The 17,473-nt window shown below is 58.0% G+C and carries 24 protein-coding genes; 14 read left to right on the plus strand and 10 right to left on the minus strand.

The window, feature by feature from the left end; genetic code table 11:
• Positions 1-13: 13 nt before the first annotated feature.
• The 5 genes from infB to AC0V6V_RS04595 form a co-directional block, all read right to left on the minus strand.
• Complete coding sequence (gene infB, locus AC0V6V_RS04575) at positions 14-2,548, minus strand: translation initiation factor IF-2 (RefSeq protein ID WP_486164261.1); 2,535 nt, start codon at positions 2,546-2,548, stop codon at positions 14-16.
• A gap of 9 nt (positions 2,549-2,557) precedes the next feature.
• Complete coding sequence (locus AC0V6V_RS04580) at positions 2,558-3,451, minus strand: DUF448 domain-containing protein (RefSeq protein ID WP_486164262.1); 894 nt, start codon at positions 3,449-3,451, stop codon at positions 2,558-2,560.
• A complete protein-coding gene (gene nusA / locus AC0V6V_RS04585; protein WP_486164263.1) occupies positions 3,432-5,093 on the minus strand; it encodes a transcription termination factor NusA in 1,662 nt (553 codons plus the stop codon). The genes AC0V6V_RS04580 and nusA overlap by 20 nt, the downstream gene beginning before the upstream one ends.
• Entirely contained in the window at positions 5,093-5,653 is a 561-nt protein-coding gene (rimP, locus tag AC0V6V_RS04590) for a ribosome maturation protein RimP (protein WP_486164264.1), read from the minus strand. Before rimP ends, nusA begins: the two co-directional genes overlap by 1 nt.
• A gap of 165 nt (positions 5,654-5,818) precedes the next feature.
• Positions 5,819-6,106, minus strand: coding sequence for a hypothetical protein (locus AC0V6V_RS04595; RefSeq protein WP_486164265.1), 288 nt, complete (start codon positions 6,104-6,106; stop codon positions 5,819-5,821).
• 186 nt (positions 6,107-6,292) lie between these two features.
• Between AC0V6V_RS04595 and AC0V6V_RS04600 the strand changes: the two genes are divergently transcribed.
• On the plus strand, positions 6,293-7,189 hold the full coding sequence (locus AC0V6V_RS04600) for a beta propeller repeat protein (protein WP_486164266.1): 897 nt from the start codon (positions 6,293-6,295) through the stop codon (positions 7,187-7,189).
• A gap of 23 nt (positions 7,190-7,212) precedes the next feature.
• On the opposite strand, the gene pspF is transcribed toward AC0V6V_RS04600, so the two are convergent.
• Positions 7,213-8,274: a phage shock protein operon transcriptional activator gene (pspF, locus tag AC0V6V_RS04605; RefSeq protein WP_486164267.1), complete on the minus strand. Its 1,062-nt coding sequence runs from the start codon at positions 8,272-8,274 to the stop codon at positions 7,213-7,215.
• Positions 8,275-8,450: 176 nt separating this feature from the next.
• On the opposite strand from pspF, the gene AC0V6V_RS04610 reads away from it, so the two are divergent.
• From AC0V6V_RS04610 to AC0V6V_RS04665, 12 genes are all read left to right on the plus strand, one after another.
• A complete protein-coding gene (locus tag AC0V6V_RS04610) occupies positions 8,451-8,609 on the plus strand; it encodes a hypothetical protein (RefSeq protein ID WP_486138582.1) in 159 nt (52 codons plus the stop codon).
• Entirely contained in the window at positions 8,606-9,583 is a 978-nt protein-coding gene (gene pspA, locus AC0V6V_RS04615) for a phage shock protein PspA (RefSeq protein WP_486164269.1), read from the plus strand. Before AC0V6V_RS04610 ends, pspA begins: the two co-directional genes overlap by 4 nt.
• Before the next feature lie 5 nt (positions 9,584-9,588).
• Positions 9,589-9,894 carry an envelope stress response membrane protein PspB gene (pspB, locus tag AC0V6V_RS04620; protein WP_486164270.1) on the plus strand — a complete coding sequence of 102 codons (306 nt, stop codon included), beginning with the start codon at positions 9,589-9,591 and terminating at the stop codon, positions 9,892-9,894.
• Complete coding sequence (gene pspC, locus AC0V6V_RS04625; protein WP_486166225.1) at positions 9,891-10,271, plus strand: envelope stress response membrane protein PspC; 381 nt, start codon at positions 9,891-9,893, stop codon at positions 10,269-10,271. Before pspB ends, pspC begins: the two co-directional genes overlap by 4 nt.
• 39 nt (positions 10,272-10,310) lie before the next feature.
• Complete coding sequence (locus tag AC0V6V_RS04630; RefSeq protein WP_486164271.1) at positions 10,311-10,610, plus strand: hypothetical protein; 300 nt, start codon at positions 10,311-10,313, stop codon at positions 10,608-10,610.
• Entirely contained in the window at positions 10,610-10,960 is a 351-nt protein-coding gene (locus AC0V6V_RS04635; RefSeq protein ID WP_486164272.1) for a hypothetical protein, read from the plus strand. Before AC0V6V_RS04630 ends, AC0V6V_RS04635 begins: the two co-directional genes overlap by 1 nt.
• Positions 10,957-11,289 (plus strand): hypothetical protein, encoded by a 333-nt coding sequence (locus AC0V6V_RS04640; protein WP_486164273.1) that lies wholly within the window; start codon positions 10,957-10,959, stop codon positions 11,287-11,289. The genes AC0V6V_RS04635 and AC0V6V_RS04640 overlap by 4 nt, the downstream gene beginning before the upstream one ends.
• Positions 11,289-11,558 carry a hypothetical protein gene (locus AC0V6V_RS04645; protein WP_486164274.1) on the plus strand — a complete coding sequence of 90 codons (270 nt, stop codon included), beginning with the start codon at positions 11,289-11,291 and terminating at the stop codon, positions 11,556-11,558. Before AC0V6V_RS04640 ends, AC0V6V_RS04645 begins: the two co-directional genes overlap by 1 nt.
• The gene (locus AC0V6V_RS04650) at positions 11,558-11,851 is read left to right on the plus strand and encodes a hypothetical protein (RefSeq protein WP_486164275.1); all 294 of its coding nucleotides are present in this window, start codon (positions 11,558-11,560) and stop codon (positions 11,849-11,851) included. Before AC0V6V_RS04645 ends, AC0V6V_RS04650 begins: the two co-directional genes overlap by 1 nt.
• A complete protein-coding gene (locus AC0V6V_RS04655) occupies positions 11,848-12,111 on the plus strand; it encodes a hypothetical protein (RefSeq protein ID WP_486164276.1) in 264 nt (87 codons plus the stop codon). The genes AC0V6V_RS04650 and AC0V6V_RS04655 overlap by 4 nt, the downstream gene beginning before the upstream one ends.
• Before the next feature lie 106 nt (positions 12,112-12,217).
• Complete coding sequence (locus AC0V6V_RS04660) at positions 12,218-13,486, plus strand: DUF3422 domain-containing protein (RefSeq protein ID WP_486164277.1); 1,269 nt, start codon at positions 12,218-12,220, stop codon at positions 13,484-13,486.
• Positions 13,487-13,531: 45 nt separating this feature from the next.
• Positions 13,532-13,939, plus strand: coding sequence for a SufE family protein (locus AC0V6V_RS04665; protein ID WP_486164278.1), 408 nt, complete (start codon positions 13,532-13,534; stop codon positions 13,937-13,939).
• Positions 13,940-13,943: 4 nt separating this feature from the next.
• Here the strand turns inward: AC0V6V_RS04665 and AC0V6V_RS04670 are convergent, their stop codons facing one another.
• The 3 genes from AC0V6V_RS04670 to AC0V6V_RS04680 form a co-directional block, all read right to left on the minus strand.
• A complete protein-coding gene (locus AC0V6V_RS04670; protein WP_486164279.1) occupies positions 13,944-14,444 on the minus strand; it encodes a sterol desaturase family protein in 501 nt (166 codons plus the stop codon).
• A complete protein-coding gene (locus AC0V6V_RS04675; RefSeq protein WP_486164280.1) occupies positions 14,441-15,199 on the minus strand; it encodes a fatty acid desaturase in 759 nt (252 codons plus the stop codon). Before AC0V6V_RS04675 ends, AC0V6V_RS04670 begins: the two co-directional genes overlap by 4 nt.
• Positions 15,200-15,274: 75 nt before the next feature.
• On the minus strand, positions 15,275-15,910 hold the full coding sequence (locus AC0V6V_RS04680) for a hypothetical protein (protein WP_486164281.1): 636 nt from the start codon (positions 15,908-15,910) through the stop codon (positions 15,275-15,277).
• A gap of 344 nt (positions 15,911-16,254) precedes the next feature.
• Here AC0V6V_RS04680 and AC0V6V_RS04685 point away from each other — a divergent pair, with 344 nt between their 5' ends.
• Complete coding sequence (locus tag AC0V6V_RS04685) at positions 16,255-17,037, plus strand: M90 family metallopeptidase (protein WP_486166226.1); 783 nt, start codon at positions 16,255-16,257, stop codon at positions 17,035-17,037.
• On the opposite strand, the gene AC0V6V_RS04690 is transcribed toward AC0V6V_RS04685, so the two are convergent.
• Positions 17,038-17,439, minus strand: coding sequence for an acyl-CoA thioesterase (locus AC0V6V_RS04690; protein WP_486164283.1), 402 nt, complete (start codon positions 17,437-17,439; stop codon positions 17,038-17,040).
• Positions 17,440-17,473: the final 34 nt, after the last annotated feature.

Genomic DNA, 17,473 nt, shown 5'->3' on the forward strand with positions numbered 1-17,473 from the left:
CGTCAGACGCTGATCACAGCGTCCGTTCACGCTCCTCAACCTCGAAGACTTCGAGGCTGTCGCCCGGTTGGATGTCGTTGGTATCTTCCAGAACCACACCGCATTCGAGGCCAGAGCGCACTTCGTCGACATCGTCTTTGAAGCGGCGCAGCGAAGCGATGGTGGTCGCCGAAACGATGACATCTTCGCGAGTAAGGCGCGCATGCAGACCTTTGCGGATGGAGCCTTCGGTGACGAGCAGACCTGCCGCCTTGTCCTTCTTGCCGGACTTGAAGACTTCTTGAACATCCGCACGGCCAACAACGTGCTCGATCTTTTCCGGACCAAGCTCGCCGGCCATTTCCTTCGCGATTTCGTCGGTCAGGTGATAGATCACATCGTAATACATCATCCGCACGCCTTCGCGCTTCACGAGGTCACGCGCTTTCGCATTCGGACGCACGTTAAAGCCGAGGATCGGCGCGTTTGAGGCCGCCGCCAAGGTCACATCGCTTTCCGTGATCGCGCCAACGCCAGCGTGCAGCACGCGGACCTTGATAAGATCATTGGACAGGTTGTGCAGCGCGGTGTTGATCGCCTCAACCGAGCCCTGAACATCGGCCTTCACCAGAACGGGGAATTCGACCACGTCAGAGGCAAGGTTGTTGAACATTGTGTCGAAATTGGTCGGGGCGAGCGCGGTGCGCTGCTCCGTTTTCTTCTCACGGCGATATTCGGCCACTTCACGGGCGCGCTGCTCGTTTTCTACCACGGTCAGAACGTCACCAGCGGATGGCACACCGCCCAGGCCAAGGACTTCGATCGGGAAGCTTGGTCCCGCTTCCTTGATCTGCTTGCCCTTGTCATTGACGAGCGCGCGGACACGTCCGCTCTCGGTGCCAACCACAAAGGTGTCGCCGCGTTTCAATGTGCCGCGCGTTACCAGCACCGTGGCAACCGGGCCGCGGCCCTTATCCAGCTTGGCCTCAACCACGGTCGCATCGGCATGGCGGTCTGGCCGTGCTTTAAGCTCCAGCAGTTCCGCCTGCAGAGTGATCGCCTCGATCAGATCATCCAGACCAGTGCCCTTGGTTGCGGACACTTCCACATCCTGCACATCACCCGACATCTTCTCCACGATCACTTCATGTTCGAGCAGACGGGTGCGGACATTGTCGGCATTGCCTTCTGGCTTATCGATCTTGTTGATCGCCACGATCATCGGCACGCCGGCCGCTTTCGTGTGTTTAATCGCCTCAATGGTTTGCGGCATGATGCCATCATCGGCAGCCACCACCAGCACCACAATATCGGTCACATTCGCGCCGCGTTGACGCATTTCGGTGAATGCGGCGTGGCCGGGTGTATCGAGGAAGGTGATCTTCTGCTTGTTCTTGGTCTCGATCTGATAGGCGCCAATGTGCTGAGTAATCCCGCCAGCTTCGCCTTTGGTCACATCGGTCCCGCGCAAAGCGTCGAGCAGTGAGGTCTTGCCGTGATCGACGTGGCCCATAATGGTCACGACTGGTGGACGCTCTTTCAACGTCTCTTCAGGATCTTTGTCTTCCTCAGCGACGATATCGATATCGGCTTCTGAGACCTTCTCGATATTATGGCCAAACTGCTCCACGAGCAGCTCGGCAGTGTCTTGGTCGATCGTCTGGTTGACGGTGACCATCATGTCGAGATTGAACAGCTCTTTGACCAGATCTGCGCCCTTCTCGCCCATCCGCTTGGCGAGTTCGCCAACGGTGATCGCTTCTGGAACGATAACGTCGCGAACTTGCTTCTCACGCGGTTTGGACGGCCCGCCTTGTGCGCGGCGTTCTTTCTCACGCGCACGTTTGAGCGCGGCCAGTGAACGCGCGCGGCGCCCCTCGTCCTCGTTCAGCGCTTTGGTAACGGTCAGCTTGCCCGAACGGCGCTTGTCTGCACCGGGCGAGCTGCGCTTGTCCTCGCGGCCCTTTTTCTTTTCAGGACGCTTCGGCTCTGGACGCGCAACCGGGGTAAACTTGCGACCGCTTGGCGCAGGCGCAGCTTCCTTCTTGGCTGCTGGCGCTTCGGCGGCGGCCGCAGCAGGCGCTTCAGCCTCGGCGGTGGCTGCTTGCTCAGCGGCTTTCGCATCGGCGGCGGCTTGCTTTTCCGCTTCTTCGTCAGCTTTGCGATTGTCTTCAGCGCGCTTTTTCTCGTCTTCAGCGGCCTTCTTCGCCTTCTGGTCGTCACGCTTGCGCGCGTCTTCGGCGAGCTGGAGGCGCTGTTCTTCGGCCTCGCGCTCAAGCCGCTTTACGCGCTCTTGCGGAGTTTCTGATGGCGCGGCCTTCTTAGCAGGCGCTTTCTTCGGCGCGGGCGCAGGCGCTTCCGCAACCGGTTCTGGCGCAGGTGCAGGCGCTGGCGCAGCCTCTGGCGGCGGAGTTTCGCCCGGCTTCAAGAGCTTGCGGCGGCGCTTAACCTCGACCGCCACCTTATTGGTGCGGCCGTGGCTGAAGGTCTGCTTGACCTCACCGTCACCAGCCGGCCGTTTGAGGCCAAGTGGTTTACGGGTCCGTTTGTTGTTGTCGTCGTCGCTCATGCTAGCTCGTTAGTCCTTCGTGTATTCTTCTATGTCGTTCGGGCGCGGCTGATCCGCCCCGTCCGTCGATCGTTTTGTGCTGCCGCCGCAGCCAGCCATGACAGCCCCCGAAAACGCCATGAGCCGGGACAGCGCCCGCTTCATGCGATCCGCCCCGCTTGCTCCGCGAAGAGCAAGATGAACGACATTCTCGCGGCCCAATGCCACAGACAGAGCCGCGCGGTCCAGTGGCAAGACCTCACCGCGCTCTCCGGTTCCCTCTGCCTCGCGCCCAACGCGCCAGGCTTGATCCAATTTCTTGCGCCCGTCTTCGCTGCTGTCGCTGGCGTGCAGCAACATATGCAGCGTGCCCGCGCGCGCTTGGTCCTCGATCCGTCCAGAGCCGAGCACCAATTGCCCTGCGCGTAGCTCCAATCCCAATCGGTCCATCAGTGATTTGCGCAGTGCAGATTCGATCTGCTGCGGCAAATCGTCGCTGTAGGAAAGTTTCGCGCCTTTAAACCCGCGCGCCAGCGCCCCTTTTAGCTGGCCATTCGCCATGGCCGCTTCAAGTGCCGCCTTGTCCAGCGTGACCCACGCTCCGCGCCCCGGTGCCTTGGCCGATGGATCAGGCAAAACGTCACCATCGGGCGAAATTGCCAGCCTCAGCAGCTCGTCCTGCCCAGCATGATCGCCGGTCAGGATACAGCGCCGCTCTGGCGCGCCCTTACCCTTATTCGCATTGCGACGACGGTTCTTGGACTTGCCAGACCCTCCGCCCCGGTGGCCAGATTTACCCTCCGGCTTCGGCACGGAATTGGCGTAGCCCTCTTGGGAGCCAGAAGCGGAGTTCTGACCCTCGCTGGCTTTCCCGCCAGCATCAACGATGTCGGACGCTACGCGCTCATTTGTCGGAGTCCGCATTCGCGGCCTCCTGTGTTGTCGCTTCGGTTGCAGCGTCTGCTGCCCCGTCTTCGTCTTCAAACCAGTGCGCACGCGCAGCCATGATGATCTCGTTGCCCTGCTCTTCGCTCAGGCCAAACTCACCCAGCACGCCGCCTTTGTCTTCCTGACGCTGCGGCGGACGCCGTGTTGGCGGGCCATCGGCATTATTGCGGCGGCGCGGTGCTTCGCGCTTCTTGGCGATCAGTTCGTCAGTTGCGAGGTCGGCCAGATCATCGAGCGTCTTGATGCCGCCCTTGCCCAGCACAACAAGCATCGCCTCGGAGAGGTGCGGCATATCAGCCAGCGCATCGTCGACGCCCAGTTCGCGGCGGACCGCGCGGTGTGCTTCTTCCTGACGCTCCAGCGCTTCTTTCGCGCGGTTTTGCAGCTCTTCGCCAAGCTCTTCGTCAAAGCCTTCGATCGCGGCCAGCTCTTCCAGCGGCACGTAAGCAACCTCTTCGAGCTCCGCAAAGCCTTCTGCAACGAGCAGCTGCGACAAGGTCTCGTCAACGTCGAGCTCTTCTTCGAACATCTTGGAGCGTTCAGCGAATTCTTTCGAACGCTTCTCGCTGGCCTCTTCCTCAGTCATGATGTCGATCTGGTGACCGGTCAGCTGGCTGGCAAGGCGTACGTTTTGGCCGCGGCGACCAATCGCCAGGCTCAATTGATCGTCAGGCACGACGACTTCGATGCGGCCTTCTTCCTCGTCGAGAACAACGCGGGCAACGGTCGCAGGCTGAAGCGCGTTTACGACGAAGGTCGCAATGTCATCGCTCCATGGGATGATGTCGATCTTCTCGCCCTGCAATTCCTGCACGACGGCCTGAACACGGCTACCCTTCATACCCACACAGGCACCGACCGGATCGATCGAGCTGTCGTGGCTAATAACGCCGATTTTCGCGCGGCTGCCCGGATCGCGTGCAGCAGCTTTGATCTCGATGATGCCGTCGTAAATTTCTGGCACTTCCTGAGCGAACAGCTTGCGCATGAAATCAGGCGCGCTGCGGCTGAGGAAGATTTGCGGACCGCGATTGTTGCGCTCCACCTTGGTGATCAGCGCACGCACGCGCTCACCAGTACGGGCCGCTTCACGCGGAATTTGCTGATCGCGGCGGATCACGCCTTCGGCGCGGCCGAGGTTTACGATCACATGGCCAAACTCGACCGATTTGATGACGCCGGTGATGACTTCATCAGCGCGGTCTTTGAACTCTTCAAACTGACGCTCCCGCTCTGCATCGCGGACCTTTTGAAAGATCACCTGCTTGGCGGATTGGGCGTCGATACGGCCCAGATCAACCGGAGGCAGCGGATCGACGATAAAGTCGCCAATGCTCGCGCCCTCTTGCAGCTTTTGGCCCTGAGCCAAATCGACCTGCTTGAAGTAGTCCTCGACCTCTTCAACCACTTCGACAACGCGCCAAAGCGTCAAGTCGCCGGTTTGCGGATCCAGCTTTGCACGAATGTCGTTCTCGGCACCGTAACGGTTGCGAGCGCTCTTTTGGATCGCCTCTTCCATCGCCTCAATGACGATGTTTTTGTCGATCATCTTTTCAGATGCGACCGCATTTGCGATTGCGAGCAATTCAGCCTTGTTGGCGGAAATGGCACTGGCCATCAGTCGTCTGCCTTCTCTTGTTCTAGAATTTCGTCTGCACCACTCGTATCGAGCGGCTGTGTAGCGGCAATGAGTTCATCTGTCAGGATGAGTTTTGCCGAATGAATTTGGTCGCGTGGTACGCGGGTTTCCCCGGCCTTCGCGTCTTCGATGATGACTGTATCACCATCGATCCCGCTTAGCGAGCCGCGAAGCGTGCGCTGGCCGTCAAACCCTTTGACCATGGAAATCTTTGCCTCGTGCCCTGCCCAATTGGCAAAGTCCTTGGCCCGCGTCAGCGGGCGGTCGATGCCCGGCGATGACACTTCGAGGTGATAAGCGCCCTCGATCAGCACCTCACCCGCCTCTTCGCGCGCATCCATGGCGCTGGACACCCGGCGGCTCAGTTCAGCGCATTGCTCAATGATCAGCTGACCAGTGGCCGGATCTTCCGCCATGATCTGCAGCGCTTCGCCGCCATCACCGGCCTCTGATGGCATCATCTTTACGCGCACGAGTTCGAACCCGAGCGTTGCGGCTTCAGGTTCGATTACTTCATAAAGGCGCGCCAGATCGGCCATCGTAACTCCGTTAAGACACCATGCGAAAGACAAGCTCGTTTGGGTCCGGCCCCCGGAGGCGCCAAACTCAGACCGTCTCGACGATGTCGTGATGAGCGCTAACTAAGCGCGTTCGATCCGCTTGGCAAGAGCGTTAGCGCAAATTTGCTCTGGCTCGCCTTGGGCTCAATCGGCCCAATCATCGCTCTCGCTGTTAGAGCTACCATCATCAGCGCCATAGCCCCAACCCTCTTCGGCCAAGCGCTCATTGCGATCGGCTTCCTCAGCGGCTTCAATTGCGCGGGTGGTCGCTCGCTCAGCGCGCTCAGCAACATCTTCGACAACCTTAGGGGCGAAGTATGAAACGCCAGCGGTAAAAAACAGACCCAAACCGAAAACACACAGCACCAACAGGCCGACGATGACGCGAATGCCGCCGAAAACCCGATCAATGATGTCGATAACGCCTTGCATGTCTCAAACCCCACAATACCCGCAACTCGTCTAAGCTGAGCCTTAGTTTAACTGAGTAAATAAGTGGTTAGAACACGCACTTCTGGCCTCACGCGCTTCTGCGCCGACCATTTTGAGTGGATTGCTGGTTTGCCAGCACTGAGGTAGCAACACCATCAATGAACGCTCAGAGAGGCAAGACGCACAATGGATTTGACGGACCAGAAATTTATCTTGGGAGCGGAGGCCGATAGCGGCACCTTTTATATCGCCACGCAAGATCCAAACCTTGTCGCAGAATCTACAGAGCACACTGGGTTCGCAAAGTGGACAGCAGACACTGGCTGGGTCGAGGTCGGCCTTGTTGAGTATGAAACCATCGCCCTTGTTCCCGGAAACGGTGATCTTGAACTAATCATGCTGTCACCCGTGGGCCTAGTGACCGAGCTAGGCACCGAAGGCCACGATCGCTCGTTAATTCGCACACCTGATGGTGAGGTTAGCCGCTCGCAATATCGCCACGGAACCAGAGTTGGGAAACACGTCTATGCGACAGGCCTCAACCGGCACGTGTTTGTCCGCGGGCCAGATGAAGGTGAATTCAACCTTATCTCAACCGAGATGATGATGGATGCTCCGGGTGCAAAGGCGATCATGGGCCTTGATGGCTATGCGCCCGATGAAGTTTACGCGGTGGGCACCGAAGGCGAAATCTGGAACTATAATGGCGCGCATTGGACGCAGGAAAATTCGGGCACAGGGATCACACTAACTGCGATTGCGGCTGGCCCTGATTACTGCGTCGCTGCTGGATTGGCTGGAACCTTAGTGATCGGGCGCGGCGACCAATGGCGAGTGCTGGAGCAATCAACCCTTACTGGCGATGTCTGGGGCGCAGCGTTTTTCCAAGGCGCGTTCTATTTCGCGACCACCTTCGGGATTTACCGCCTGATCGGAGATGAGGTCGAGGAAGTGCCGTTTGACGGCATAGATATGCGAACCTGCTTCACCCTATCGGTCGGCCCAAGCGGGTTATGGTGCCTCGGTACAAGCGACCTCGCCCTTTACGATAGCGAGAGCTGGCGGATGATCGGCCAGTCCTAAATTGGCGACCAATAGGTCACCCGCTAACCGTCGGCTTGCTCTTCCATCAAGCCATGCTTTTTGATGCAATGGCGCAGCTGGTCATAGGATAGACCCAGTGCCTTGGCGGTCTGCCGTTGGTTCCAGCGATGTTTGCCCAGCGCATGTTCGACAATCGTGCGCTCGTGCTGATCCACGGCGAGGCGCAGGTCATCAATATTGTCGATTTCACTTGGCGCTGATGATCCAGCATCGCCAGCGGCTGGCGCTGCGCCGCGCCCTGCCCCAGCGGTCGCACTGTCATCGCGGCGATGCGGCGGTGCGGCTGGCTTCCACGGGCTGTCGAATGGGTCGAACTGCACGTGAGAGATCGGCGCCTCGACGTCGTCCCAGCGGTACACACCCCGCTCCACCACATTGCGCAGTTCACGCACATTGCCCGGCCATGCATAGTTTTCCATCTCGCGCATGACGTGCTCGGAAAAACCGGGCCAGCCATGCCAATCAAGCTCTGCCGCCATGCGCCGTCCGAAATATTCCGCCAGCACGGCGATATCGCCATCGCGCACCCGCAAAGGTGGCAGGGTGATCACCTCAAAGCTGAGGCGGTCGAGCAGATCGGCCCGAAAATCTCCGGTTTTGGCCAAATGCGGCAAATCATCATTGGTTGCCGCCACGATCCGCACATCAACCCGCACCGGGCGCGAGGCACCAATGCGCGTAACCTCGCCATATTCGACCGCGCGCAGCAGGCGTTCTTGCGCGCCCATCGACAAAGTGCCCAGTTCGTCGAGAAATAGAGTGCCCTTGTCGGCTTCTTCAAACCTTCCGGCGCGCGCTTTGGTAGCCCCTGTGAAAGCGCCCGCCTCATGTCCGAACAATTCTGCTTCGATCAGGGTTTCAGGCAAAGCGGCGCAGTTCATGGTGACCAGCGGCTCACCCCAGCGAGAGGAAAGGCGGTGCAAACGCTCCGCAATCAGCTCCTTGCCGGTTCCGCGTTCACCAATGACCAAAACGGGCCGGCTCATCGGGGCGGCACGACTGGCCCGCTCGACCGCATCGAGGAATGCCCCAGATTGCCCTATAAACTGATTTTCCCGTTCCACGCACCAACCTATAGTGAAAATTCCCAATGATTGGCAATAGCCACCATTAACAAATTTTGGGATACGCCTAATTCATATATATATCAGCACTTTATATGCTTTGGCACACCGCTTGCTACTACGTGAACAACATCGTGACCCAGTCACAAACGACACAGACCAAAGGAAACGACCTCATGTACAACCGCAGCTTCTTCCAGAGCAAATTGGGCCAAGCAGCGCTTGCAAGCATCGCCGCAATGACCGCGCTGATCGCGCTGTCCACGCAGATGCAGGCTGATCCTTTGATGGCCGCTGCGCCTTATGCCAGCACGCATTTGATCGAAATCGCATGAACCGCCCAAGCAAGTCTTCTTTAGGGCCGGAGCGCTCAACCGACATTGGCAGTCCCCCCAATGCGGATACCCCTGCAGATGCCCTGGCACCTGCGAGCGACACTCCGGCCCACCCCGCTTCGCCCAAATTGGGTGAAATTCCGCCCGGCAACCGGGTATCACGGCTTGATGCTGAGATTCAGCGCTTGCGCACAGGGCCCGAGAATGGGCAAACATACGGGACAAACAACAATACGAGCGCGTCAACCAAACGCGACAATTCGTTTTTAGATGGAGTAGCCTTCATGGGCATTTTCAGCCGCACCCGCGATATTATCGCTGCCAATTTTAATGACATGCTGGATCAGGCGGATGACCCGTCAAAAATGATCCGCATGATCATCCTCGAAATGGAGGAGACATTGGTCGAAGTGCGGGCAAGCGCGGCGCGCACGATTGCAGATCAGAAAGAAATGAACCGCCACGTTATCAAGCTGGAGCGGCTTGAGGCGGATTGGGGCGAGAAGGCTCAGCTGGCGCTGTCGAAAGATCGCGAAGATCTGGCCCGCGCCGCTCTGGTAGAGAAGAAAAAGGCAGCCGACATGGGCGGCCAGCTGCGCGCAGAGATCGGCGTGCTGGATGACGCCTTGCGCGCTTATGAAGAAGACATTCAAAAGTTGCAGCACCGCCTGCGTGAGGCACGCAGCCGCCAGACGCAAATCGCCGCCCGCCTCGAGAGCGCTGAAAACCGCGTAAAACTGCGCACGCTGATGAGCAGCGAACGCACCGACGAAGCGCTGTCGAAATTCGACCAGATGGAACGCCGGGTTGATTACGCAGAGGGCCGCGCAGAGGCGCTGAGCATTTCTGACCAGAACGGCACACCATCGTTATCCGATGAGATCGCCGCGCTCGAAGGGGCGGATGCGATCAACGATGAACTTGAACAAATGAAGAAAGCGCTTGGCAAAGATAGCGCCAAGAAAGGGAATTAAGACCGATGGATGATCTAGTACCTGTACTGGTTGTAGGGATGCTCTTTATCGGACTCCCTTGGATGATCCTCCACCATGTGACCAAGTGGAAAACAGCAGCAACAATCACCACCGACGACGAAGTCTTGCTTGAAGAGCTCTATGCCCTTGCCAAGCGCTTGGATGAACGGATGGACACGGTCGAACGACTGGTCGCGACAGATGACGCGACATTTGAACCCAAGCGCCTGATGCATGATCAGGAAGTCGACAACCAGCAACTCCGCGAGCTTGATCGCATGATGGCTGAAAAGAAAGGAACGCCGCAATGAACTCCCCCCGCACGACACTCTATCGCGACAAACACAACGCGAAACTGATGGGCGTCTGCTCAGGAATTGCGGACTACACAGGCACCAATGTGCTATGGGTTCGAATTGGCCTCATGGTCCTGACCTTTGCAGGCATGGCTGGCATCACCATCCCAGCCTACTTCATCGCCGGATTGTTGCTGAACAAGAAGCCGCCGCATCTGTACGTCGATCAGGAAGAGCAGAAATACTGGCAAGGCGTTCGGCAAAGCCCGCAGCGGACTGCTCGCGAAATCCGCGCCAAATTCCGCGATGTTGATCGCCGCCTCGCCGCTGTCGAGACGCACTACGTCACCAGCAACACGAGCCTGACGGCTGAAATCGAGAACCTGCGCTAGGCGCGGCTCAACTGGAGGGACTGAATTATGGAAGGTGAAATGGCGCTGTTGATACCGCTTATGGCTCTCAGCATTCCTTTCTTCGCCATTTGGACGAAGCACAAAGAGAAAGTGGCCAAATTGCAGGTTGAAGCCACCGCTGAAAACACCGCTGAAAAGGCCGCGCAATATTCAAGCCAGGTGCAAAAACTGGAAGACCGCGTCCAAGTGCTGGAGCGTATTGTGACCGACCGCGGCTATGATGTGGCCACTCAAATCGAGGCGCTGCGCGATGTGCGCGATGTCGAACAATCCGATAGCGGCGTGCCGCTGAACATGAGCAAGCAGGAGAAAGTATAATGGATTGGGGTGGGCCAGGATTTGTTATTGCCATCATCGCCATCTCGACCGTTGGCTGGATCTTCAACAATTGGATCCGTGCGAAACATGGCTATCCCTTGGAAGACGAGTGGGGCGGCAAAACTCCATCAAAAGACACCGCCGAAACCAAGCGCCTGCGCGCGGAAAACAGCGAGCTTAATGAAAAGCTCGATATGATGCAGGACCGCATGATCGTACTCGAGAAGATCGTGACCGACCGCGGCTACACCCTGTCTGACGAAATCGAGGCGCTGCGCGATGCGCCCAGCAAAACCGCCGGCGACAGCGGCGTGCCGCTCAATATCAAAGCCCAGGAAAAAGCCCGATGAATGAGATACTGACCACTGAACTGCTAATGACTGTCGGCTTAGCTGGCGTGGGGGGCTGGGTTTTCACCACCTGGCTGCGGGTCAAGAATGGCTACCCGCTGGAAAACAGCTGGGGCAAAGCGGTGTATCCCAAAGGTGATCCTGCGGGCGAGCGCGTGAAGCTCTTGACCCAAGAAAACGCCGAGCTGCGCGCTGAGCTGGGCGCGGTCAAAGACCGCCTCGTCAATGTCGAACGGATCGTGACCGATGGCGGCTACGCACTGGGCAGCGAAATTGATGCTCTGCGTGAACGGGCGCTTGAAGATCGCACGGACAAAGGAAACGCATAATGTTTGGCGCTGACACGGCTTTGGTATTTGACGCGCTCCAGATCGGAGCATTGGCTCTGGCAGTGGGTGCGGGCGGGTTTGCCGTGTTTACGAAGCTGCGCGCAAAGCGTGGTCAGCCAGACGCCGGATCAAATGCGCCTTCGCCTTCCAAGGCCGATCTGGAAGAGCGCGTACGCGTTCTCGAACGGATCGCAACCGACCGCTCAAAGGATCTTGAGCTGGAGATTGAAAAGCTGCGCAGCACGCCCAGCAAGCAGGAGAATGCGTAATGGGCGGCTGGGTCTTGATCGCCGTCGTCGCAATCGTGGTTTGGGGCGTGTTGCAGTTTAACAAGCAGCATAACCGCCATGTCGAGATCGACAGCGAAGACCGCGATGCCTTGCTCGAGGCTCAGCGTGAACGCGATGAGCTGCGCGAACGCGTGCAAGTGCTCGAACGCATTGTCACCGATGAAAACACGCCAGATGCCAAGAAAACGCAGCAGCTGGCCCATGAAATTGAAAACCTGCGCCTGAGCGAGAGTAAGCCGCGCACCAAGACTACGGAGGATATGAGCGAATGATCGATGCAGTTTTCGACCCCTACCTCGTCATTGCCGGAGCCTGCCTTGTGGGTCTTTGCGTGGTCGCCTTTGCCCTGCTGAAAGGCTGGCAGGGATGGCTGGAGCTGAAGCGCTCAGAGCTGGATCAGCTGGAGCAGCTGGGCACCGGCCCGCGCGAAGTGGAAGGCAATGCCTCGATCGGCGCCGCACGGATCGAAATGGCTGACCTAAAAGAGCGCATCAAGAAACTAGAGGCGATTGCTAGCGGAGTGGAGCTCTAAGCTCCCTCCCCCAGCTTGAGGCGAGCGCGCCGCAGCCCCCCTCAGTTTGCGCTAAGCCTTAGAATACCCTAGGGAACCCAGCATGTAGTCCAACCGTAAGGACACTATGCGCCAACACGAACTTCGCACCCAAGTCGTCAAGGAAATGCATCTTCGCCGGTGGGAGATGCTGTGCGTACCGTGTCTCTACATGCAATGGGTGGTTCTGGTTGAGCCGGATGAGCGCGAGGCGGAATATGCCGCGATCGAGGCGCGCTTTGGCTCGCTCAACGGCTCTCGCAACACCACCCACCGTTCCGGCCGACTAAGCGAGCGCATCGGTTTCACGTGGGAGCGCCACAGCGAAGGCACCACGATCAGCCTGTTCGTTGAGAAGTGCAAGCCGGACGAATTCCTAAAGCCCAGAGATCATCCCGATATCGCAGCTGCGATCGATTGGGTGGAGAGCCTGCCCGGCGCGGTGCTGCGCGCGACCCGCGGTCTGGTGGTCGATAAAGAGAAAGAGGCCGCGGCTGTCGTAAACAAGACCGGGTTTGAGATGCATGAGCTGGTGTCTTGCCATATCGGCAAATCGGCGCGCATCTGGTCCGATTTCCGTGTGAAACCCGATGGCTTTGGCGCGATTGTGATTGCCTCCAACGGAACACAACCCGCCGACCTCACCCGGCTGGTCCAGCGCCTGCAAGAGCTGGGCAATTATCGCAATCGCGCGCTGCTTGGCCTGCCCGTTGCTCAAAAGATTTGGCCCAGCCTCAACCAGGCCGAAGAGCTGCTGACCGCAATTGCTCACCGCATTGCGGAAGGCGCCGATACCGATGACGCGCTAATGCGTGAAATCTCCGAGCTGTCGGTCGATCTCAACGCAGGCATCACCGAGGCGAGCTTTCGGATGAGCGCCACGGCGGCCTATGGCAGCCTCGTCTCAGAGCGGCTGCGCGAACTTGAGACCCGCCGGATAGAGGGATTCGCCTCGCTCAACTATTTCACCCAGCGCCGCTTTGCCCCGGCTGTGCGTTTCTGCGCCGCTGTGACGAAGCGCCAGGGAGAGCTTGCAGAGCGCGCTGGTCAGTTGGCGACCTTGCTGCGCGCACGGATCGAAACGCGGATCGAGAACCAAAACGCTCAGCTGCTGCGCTCGATGGACCGGAACGCGGGCATGCAATTGCGCCTGCAGCAATTGGTCGAAGGCCTCTCGATCGTCGCGGCCAGCTATTACGCGCTTGCCATCATCAGCTACGCACTGGTCGGCCTCAAATCAGTCTGGCCGATGTTCGACAAGGATCTGGTGCTCGGCATTCTGGTGATCCCTGTGGTCGCTGGCATCTATTCCTTCGTGCAATCGGCGAAAAAACGCTTGCTGAAAAAGCCGGAATAGAGATCGGCGATAGACATGGGCGCGAGCGACCCTAAATAGCGGCGCATGCGAACTCTTTCTGACATTCTCGAAGAATATGAATTCCTTGAAGGCGACGAGCGTTACCGCTTGCTGATTGAGCTTGGCCGCGAGCTTGATGACATGCCCGACGCGCTGAAAACCGACGCGACATTAGTGCGCGGATGCTCGGCGGCAGTGTGGGTCTATCCGACAGAGCAGACGGAAACTTTGCATTTCCTCGCCGACAGCAACGCTGCGATTACAAAGGGTATCGTCGCTCTGGTGATTGCCGCGGTGCAGGACAAGCCGGCGGGCGAAGTCGCGGAGATGAACGTCGTCGAGGCGCTGGCCCCATTTGATTTGAAGAGCCAGCTGTCATCTAACCGGACGCAGGGCGTGCCCAATATGATCGCTCTGGTTCAGGAACATGCAGCGCGGCTGGCGGCAGCTTAAGCCTTTAGGCCCCGGCGCTGTCCCGGACAACCGCTATGCCAGCGGCCTTTTGCTCTTTCAGTTCCGCCTTTAGCTTCGCCGGATCGCGCGCGAAGACAAAGCCAAAGCTGACCCCGCCTTCCTTACCGATGGTCGCATGGTGCAGCTTGTGCGCCTGAACCAGCCGCTTGGCATAACCCCTTTTCGGGACCCATTTGAAATAGCGCTGATGGACCAGGCCGTCATGCACCAGCGTGTAAATCACGCCGTAGAGGGTGATGCCGACGGCAAACCACCACAGCGCGTCCCAATAGAGCGAGCCGTAAATATACATCCCAGCGTTGATTGTGCCGAACACGACCGCAAACAGATCGTTCTTTTCCAGCGCATTATCATGCGGTTCGTGGTGGTCGCGGTGCCATGCCCAGCCCCAGCCGTGCATGATGTATTTGTGCGCGTACCACGCGAACAGCTCCATGCCGATCAGTGCGGCCATCACAACCAGGAAAACTTCGAGCCAGCTCATGCAGTCACTCCTGCACCAATTCCCGCCCGCTTCGCAATTGGCAGCGCCCACCATGGCACATCCGGGCGGCGGTGATGCTCCAGATGATAGCCGAAATGGAAACAGCTGGCGAGGCTTGCGAGTGTGCTGAAATGGTCGCTGCGCGCATTGTGATCATCGGGAAACGCGCCGGCACCGTGCCGATGCGGCCGGTAGGTCCCAAAATAGAAAAGTTGCAGCGAAGATGCGAGCGCGGGCAAACCATAAAGCAGGAATATCTGCATGAATGGAATATCGAGGACAAACAAATAGATCGCCACAACTGTGTGCACGAAAACTAGGGACTGCCAGCTGAAATAGCGGGTGAAAAACGTCCAATACCAACGCAGAAAACTGGTCGGATGATGCTCGTCGAAATCGGGGTCGCCTTCGCGCCCTGCCAGCTTGTGATGCTCAAAATGCGCATCACGCATCCGCCGCCATGCAAAGCCTGCATAAAGGGCCAGAAGCACCGCCCCGACAGCCGAATTTACGCGCTTAAACCCCGGCGCCAATGTGCCGTGCATCGCATCATGGCTGATGATGAAGACACCGACGGAAAGCCAGCATTGCAACGCCGCCAATGCAAGCGCTAGCGGCCAATTCGACCACGTGAGCTCAAACACGAACATGCCGTAAGCGTGCAGGCCCAGCCAGCCGCCAGCGATCGCAGCCGCCAAGGCAAGGCCAATTGCCGCCTGATGCGAGCGGGCGGGCAGAGAGAGATCAGCGCTCATGGGAAAAGATACGCAGGCGACACCATTACGGCTTCGTATAAACAATTCGGAATGAAACGGAAATCAAGGGACCGCTTATCGGATTATGCGAGCCCTTGCCTGTCCGCTCGATGCCTCAACAGCCCAGACATGTTTATTCTCAATGGTCGAGACATAGAGGGGCAAACCCGCAGCGAACATGGAAAACACATGGATTTCGGTCGGAACATCGTCCAGCAGATGAGAAATCATTAGAGCTTCGGGACGGTTGCCATCTTCGTTTTCGCCGGTCTCAAGCGATATGCAGCTGTTGGTGAACATACGACTATTCACTACTTCGCCATCCCGCACTTCAAATCGATAATGGCCGCCAAGCGGGACCGCATCGAGCGTTTCCTGCGGTACGAGATAGTAGACATACAACCCACCGTCTGCCTTTCCGGTCGGGAAAACAACAGTATTGAACGGCTTGTTCGAACAACGCTGCATCTCTTCGTTCAAAGGAATTTTGCTCGCATTCGCGAGGGTGGCTTCAAACTCGGATAATGGCCGCTCGCCCGGTTCGTAAGTCTTGGCGTCAGTGACTTTCTGATCACTGTACAGGGCAGACCAAACGGCCTCGAAACCGTCATCGGTGCCCCGCATAAAGACAACTTCGAGCCCAGCTTCGATGTCATTCACGATCCAGCCGCGAATACCTTCACCAGCCGGGTCTGCAATATCTTCAAACATCGCATCGGTGGTGTGCCATGCAGCCTGATCATAAGCATAAAGCTATTGACCGCGGTCCAAAGCGCCTCGCAATTCCGTCGCCTCGCCATCGGTTATCTGGGCTAGAGCGTCCTCGCCAGCGTCCCCTTGTTGAGAGTTCGCGTTTGCAGGAAGAGACATCGCCGAACATAAAATCGCAAAACCGATACGTGAGATCATACGCCCTACCTTCCCCATCTAACTCGTTGCAATGTCGCTGAAATCCGGCTGCTGGTCAAACGCTCTATGCGTGACATCTAACAAACGCTGGTCTCACGCCCTATTTCGCTCCAATGGAGCTTTATTTACTTCTCGGCGCGATTGCGTTGATCGTCGGTTTTTTAGTCTATCGCCGCGTTGCGAAGGCGCAGCGGCGCACAAAGCTCCTTGTCGCCCCTCTCACCCCTGAGCAACGCGAAGTGGTTAGACAGCTTGTGCCGATCACACGCCAGTTGCCCCAGCCCCTGCGGCTGAAACTGGAGGGGAAGATCAACCTATTCCTCGATCAGATCACATTTCACGGCCAAAACGGTCTTGAAGTGAATGAGGCGATGAAGCTCTCGATCGCGGCTCAGGCCTGCCTGCTCATTGTCAACACGGACGCATGGTATGACACGCTAAGGACAGTGCTTATCTACCCCTCGGCTTTCCGCACCCGCCGCAACACGCATGACGGCTATGTCGTTCAGGAACGAGACCTCACCATGCTTGGCGAGAGCTGGGCCCGCGGACCAGTGGTTTTATCTTGGGATCATGCATTGAAAGGCGGTCTTGACGCCCATGACGGACACAATGTCGTGATCCACGAATTCGCGCATCAATTGGACAGCCTAACCGGCCACACCAACGGCATCCCGCTCCTGAGCAAGGGCCAGGCCTATGAAGGCTGGGAGAAGGCCATGCTGGACGCATACAACGACCATGTGGAGCGGGTCCAAAGCGGATACCGAACCTTGATCGACCCATATGGCGCAACCAACCACGAAGAGTTCTTCGCGGAAGCCATCGTCACATTCTTCGAAAAACCGCAGGCTTTGCGGCGAGATATTCCAGCGCTTTACGCGCAATTGACGGAACTGCTGGCGCTTGATCCAGCGAAGTGGGGTTAATCACTCGCCGTCAGGGAAAAAGAACTCGCGCATATGTTCGCCAATCCGCGCCGGGCGCAAAGTGGTCGAGTCGATGCAGCACCAGCTTGATTGCACCTCGGCCAGGACTTCTTCACCGCGCGAGATGACCGTGCGGTAGAAGGCGCGCGCGCCATTATATCGTTCCAGCACCGTGTTCGCGATCACATCATCTTCCAGGAATGCAGGGCGGCGATAGGTGATCTCATGTTTCAGAGCGACCCAGGCTTTGGAGGCAATTTCTTCGGCCGGAGCAAGGTTGTTCCAATGCGCCAGAACGGCATCCTGCACCCAGTTCAAATAGCGCGCATTGTTCACGTGCCCCATGAAATCGATGTCTTCGGGAAGGACTTTGATCGGAAAGGCAAAGGGCGCTGCTGACATGATTGTAAGTTAAACACACAAAGGTGTCTTTTCC

The organism is Erythrobacter sp. S249, from assembly GCF_057364975.1.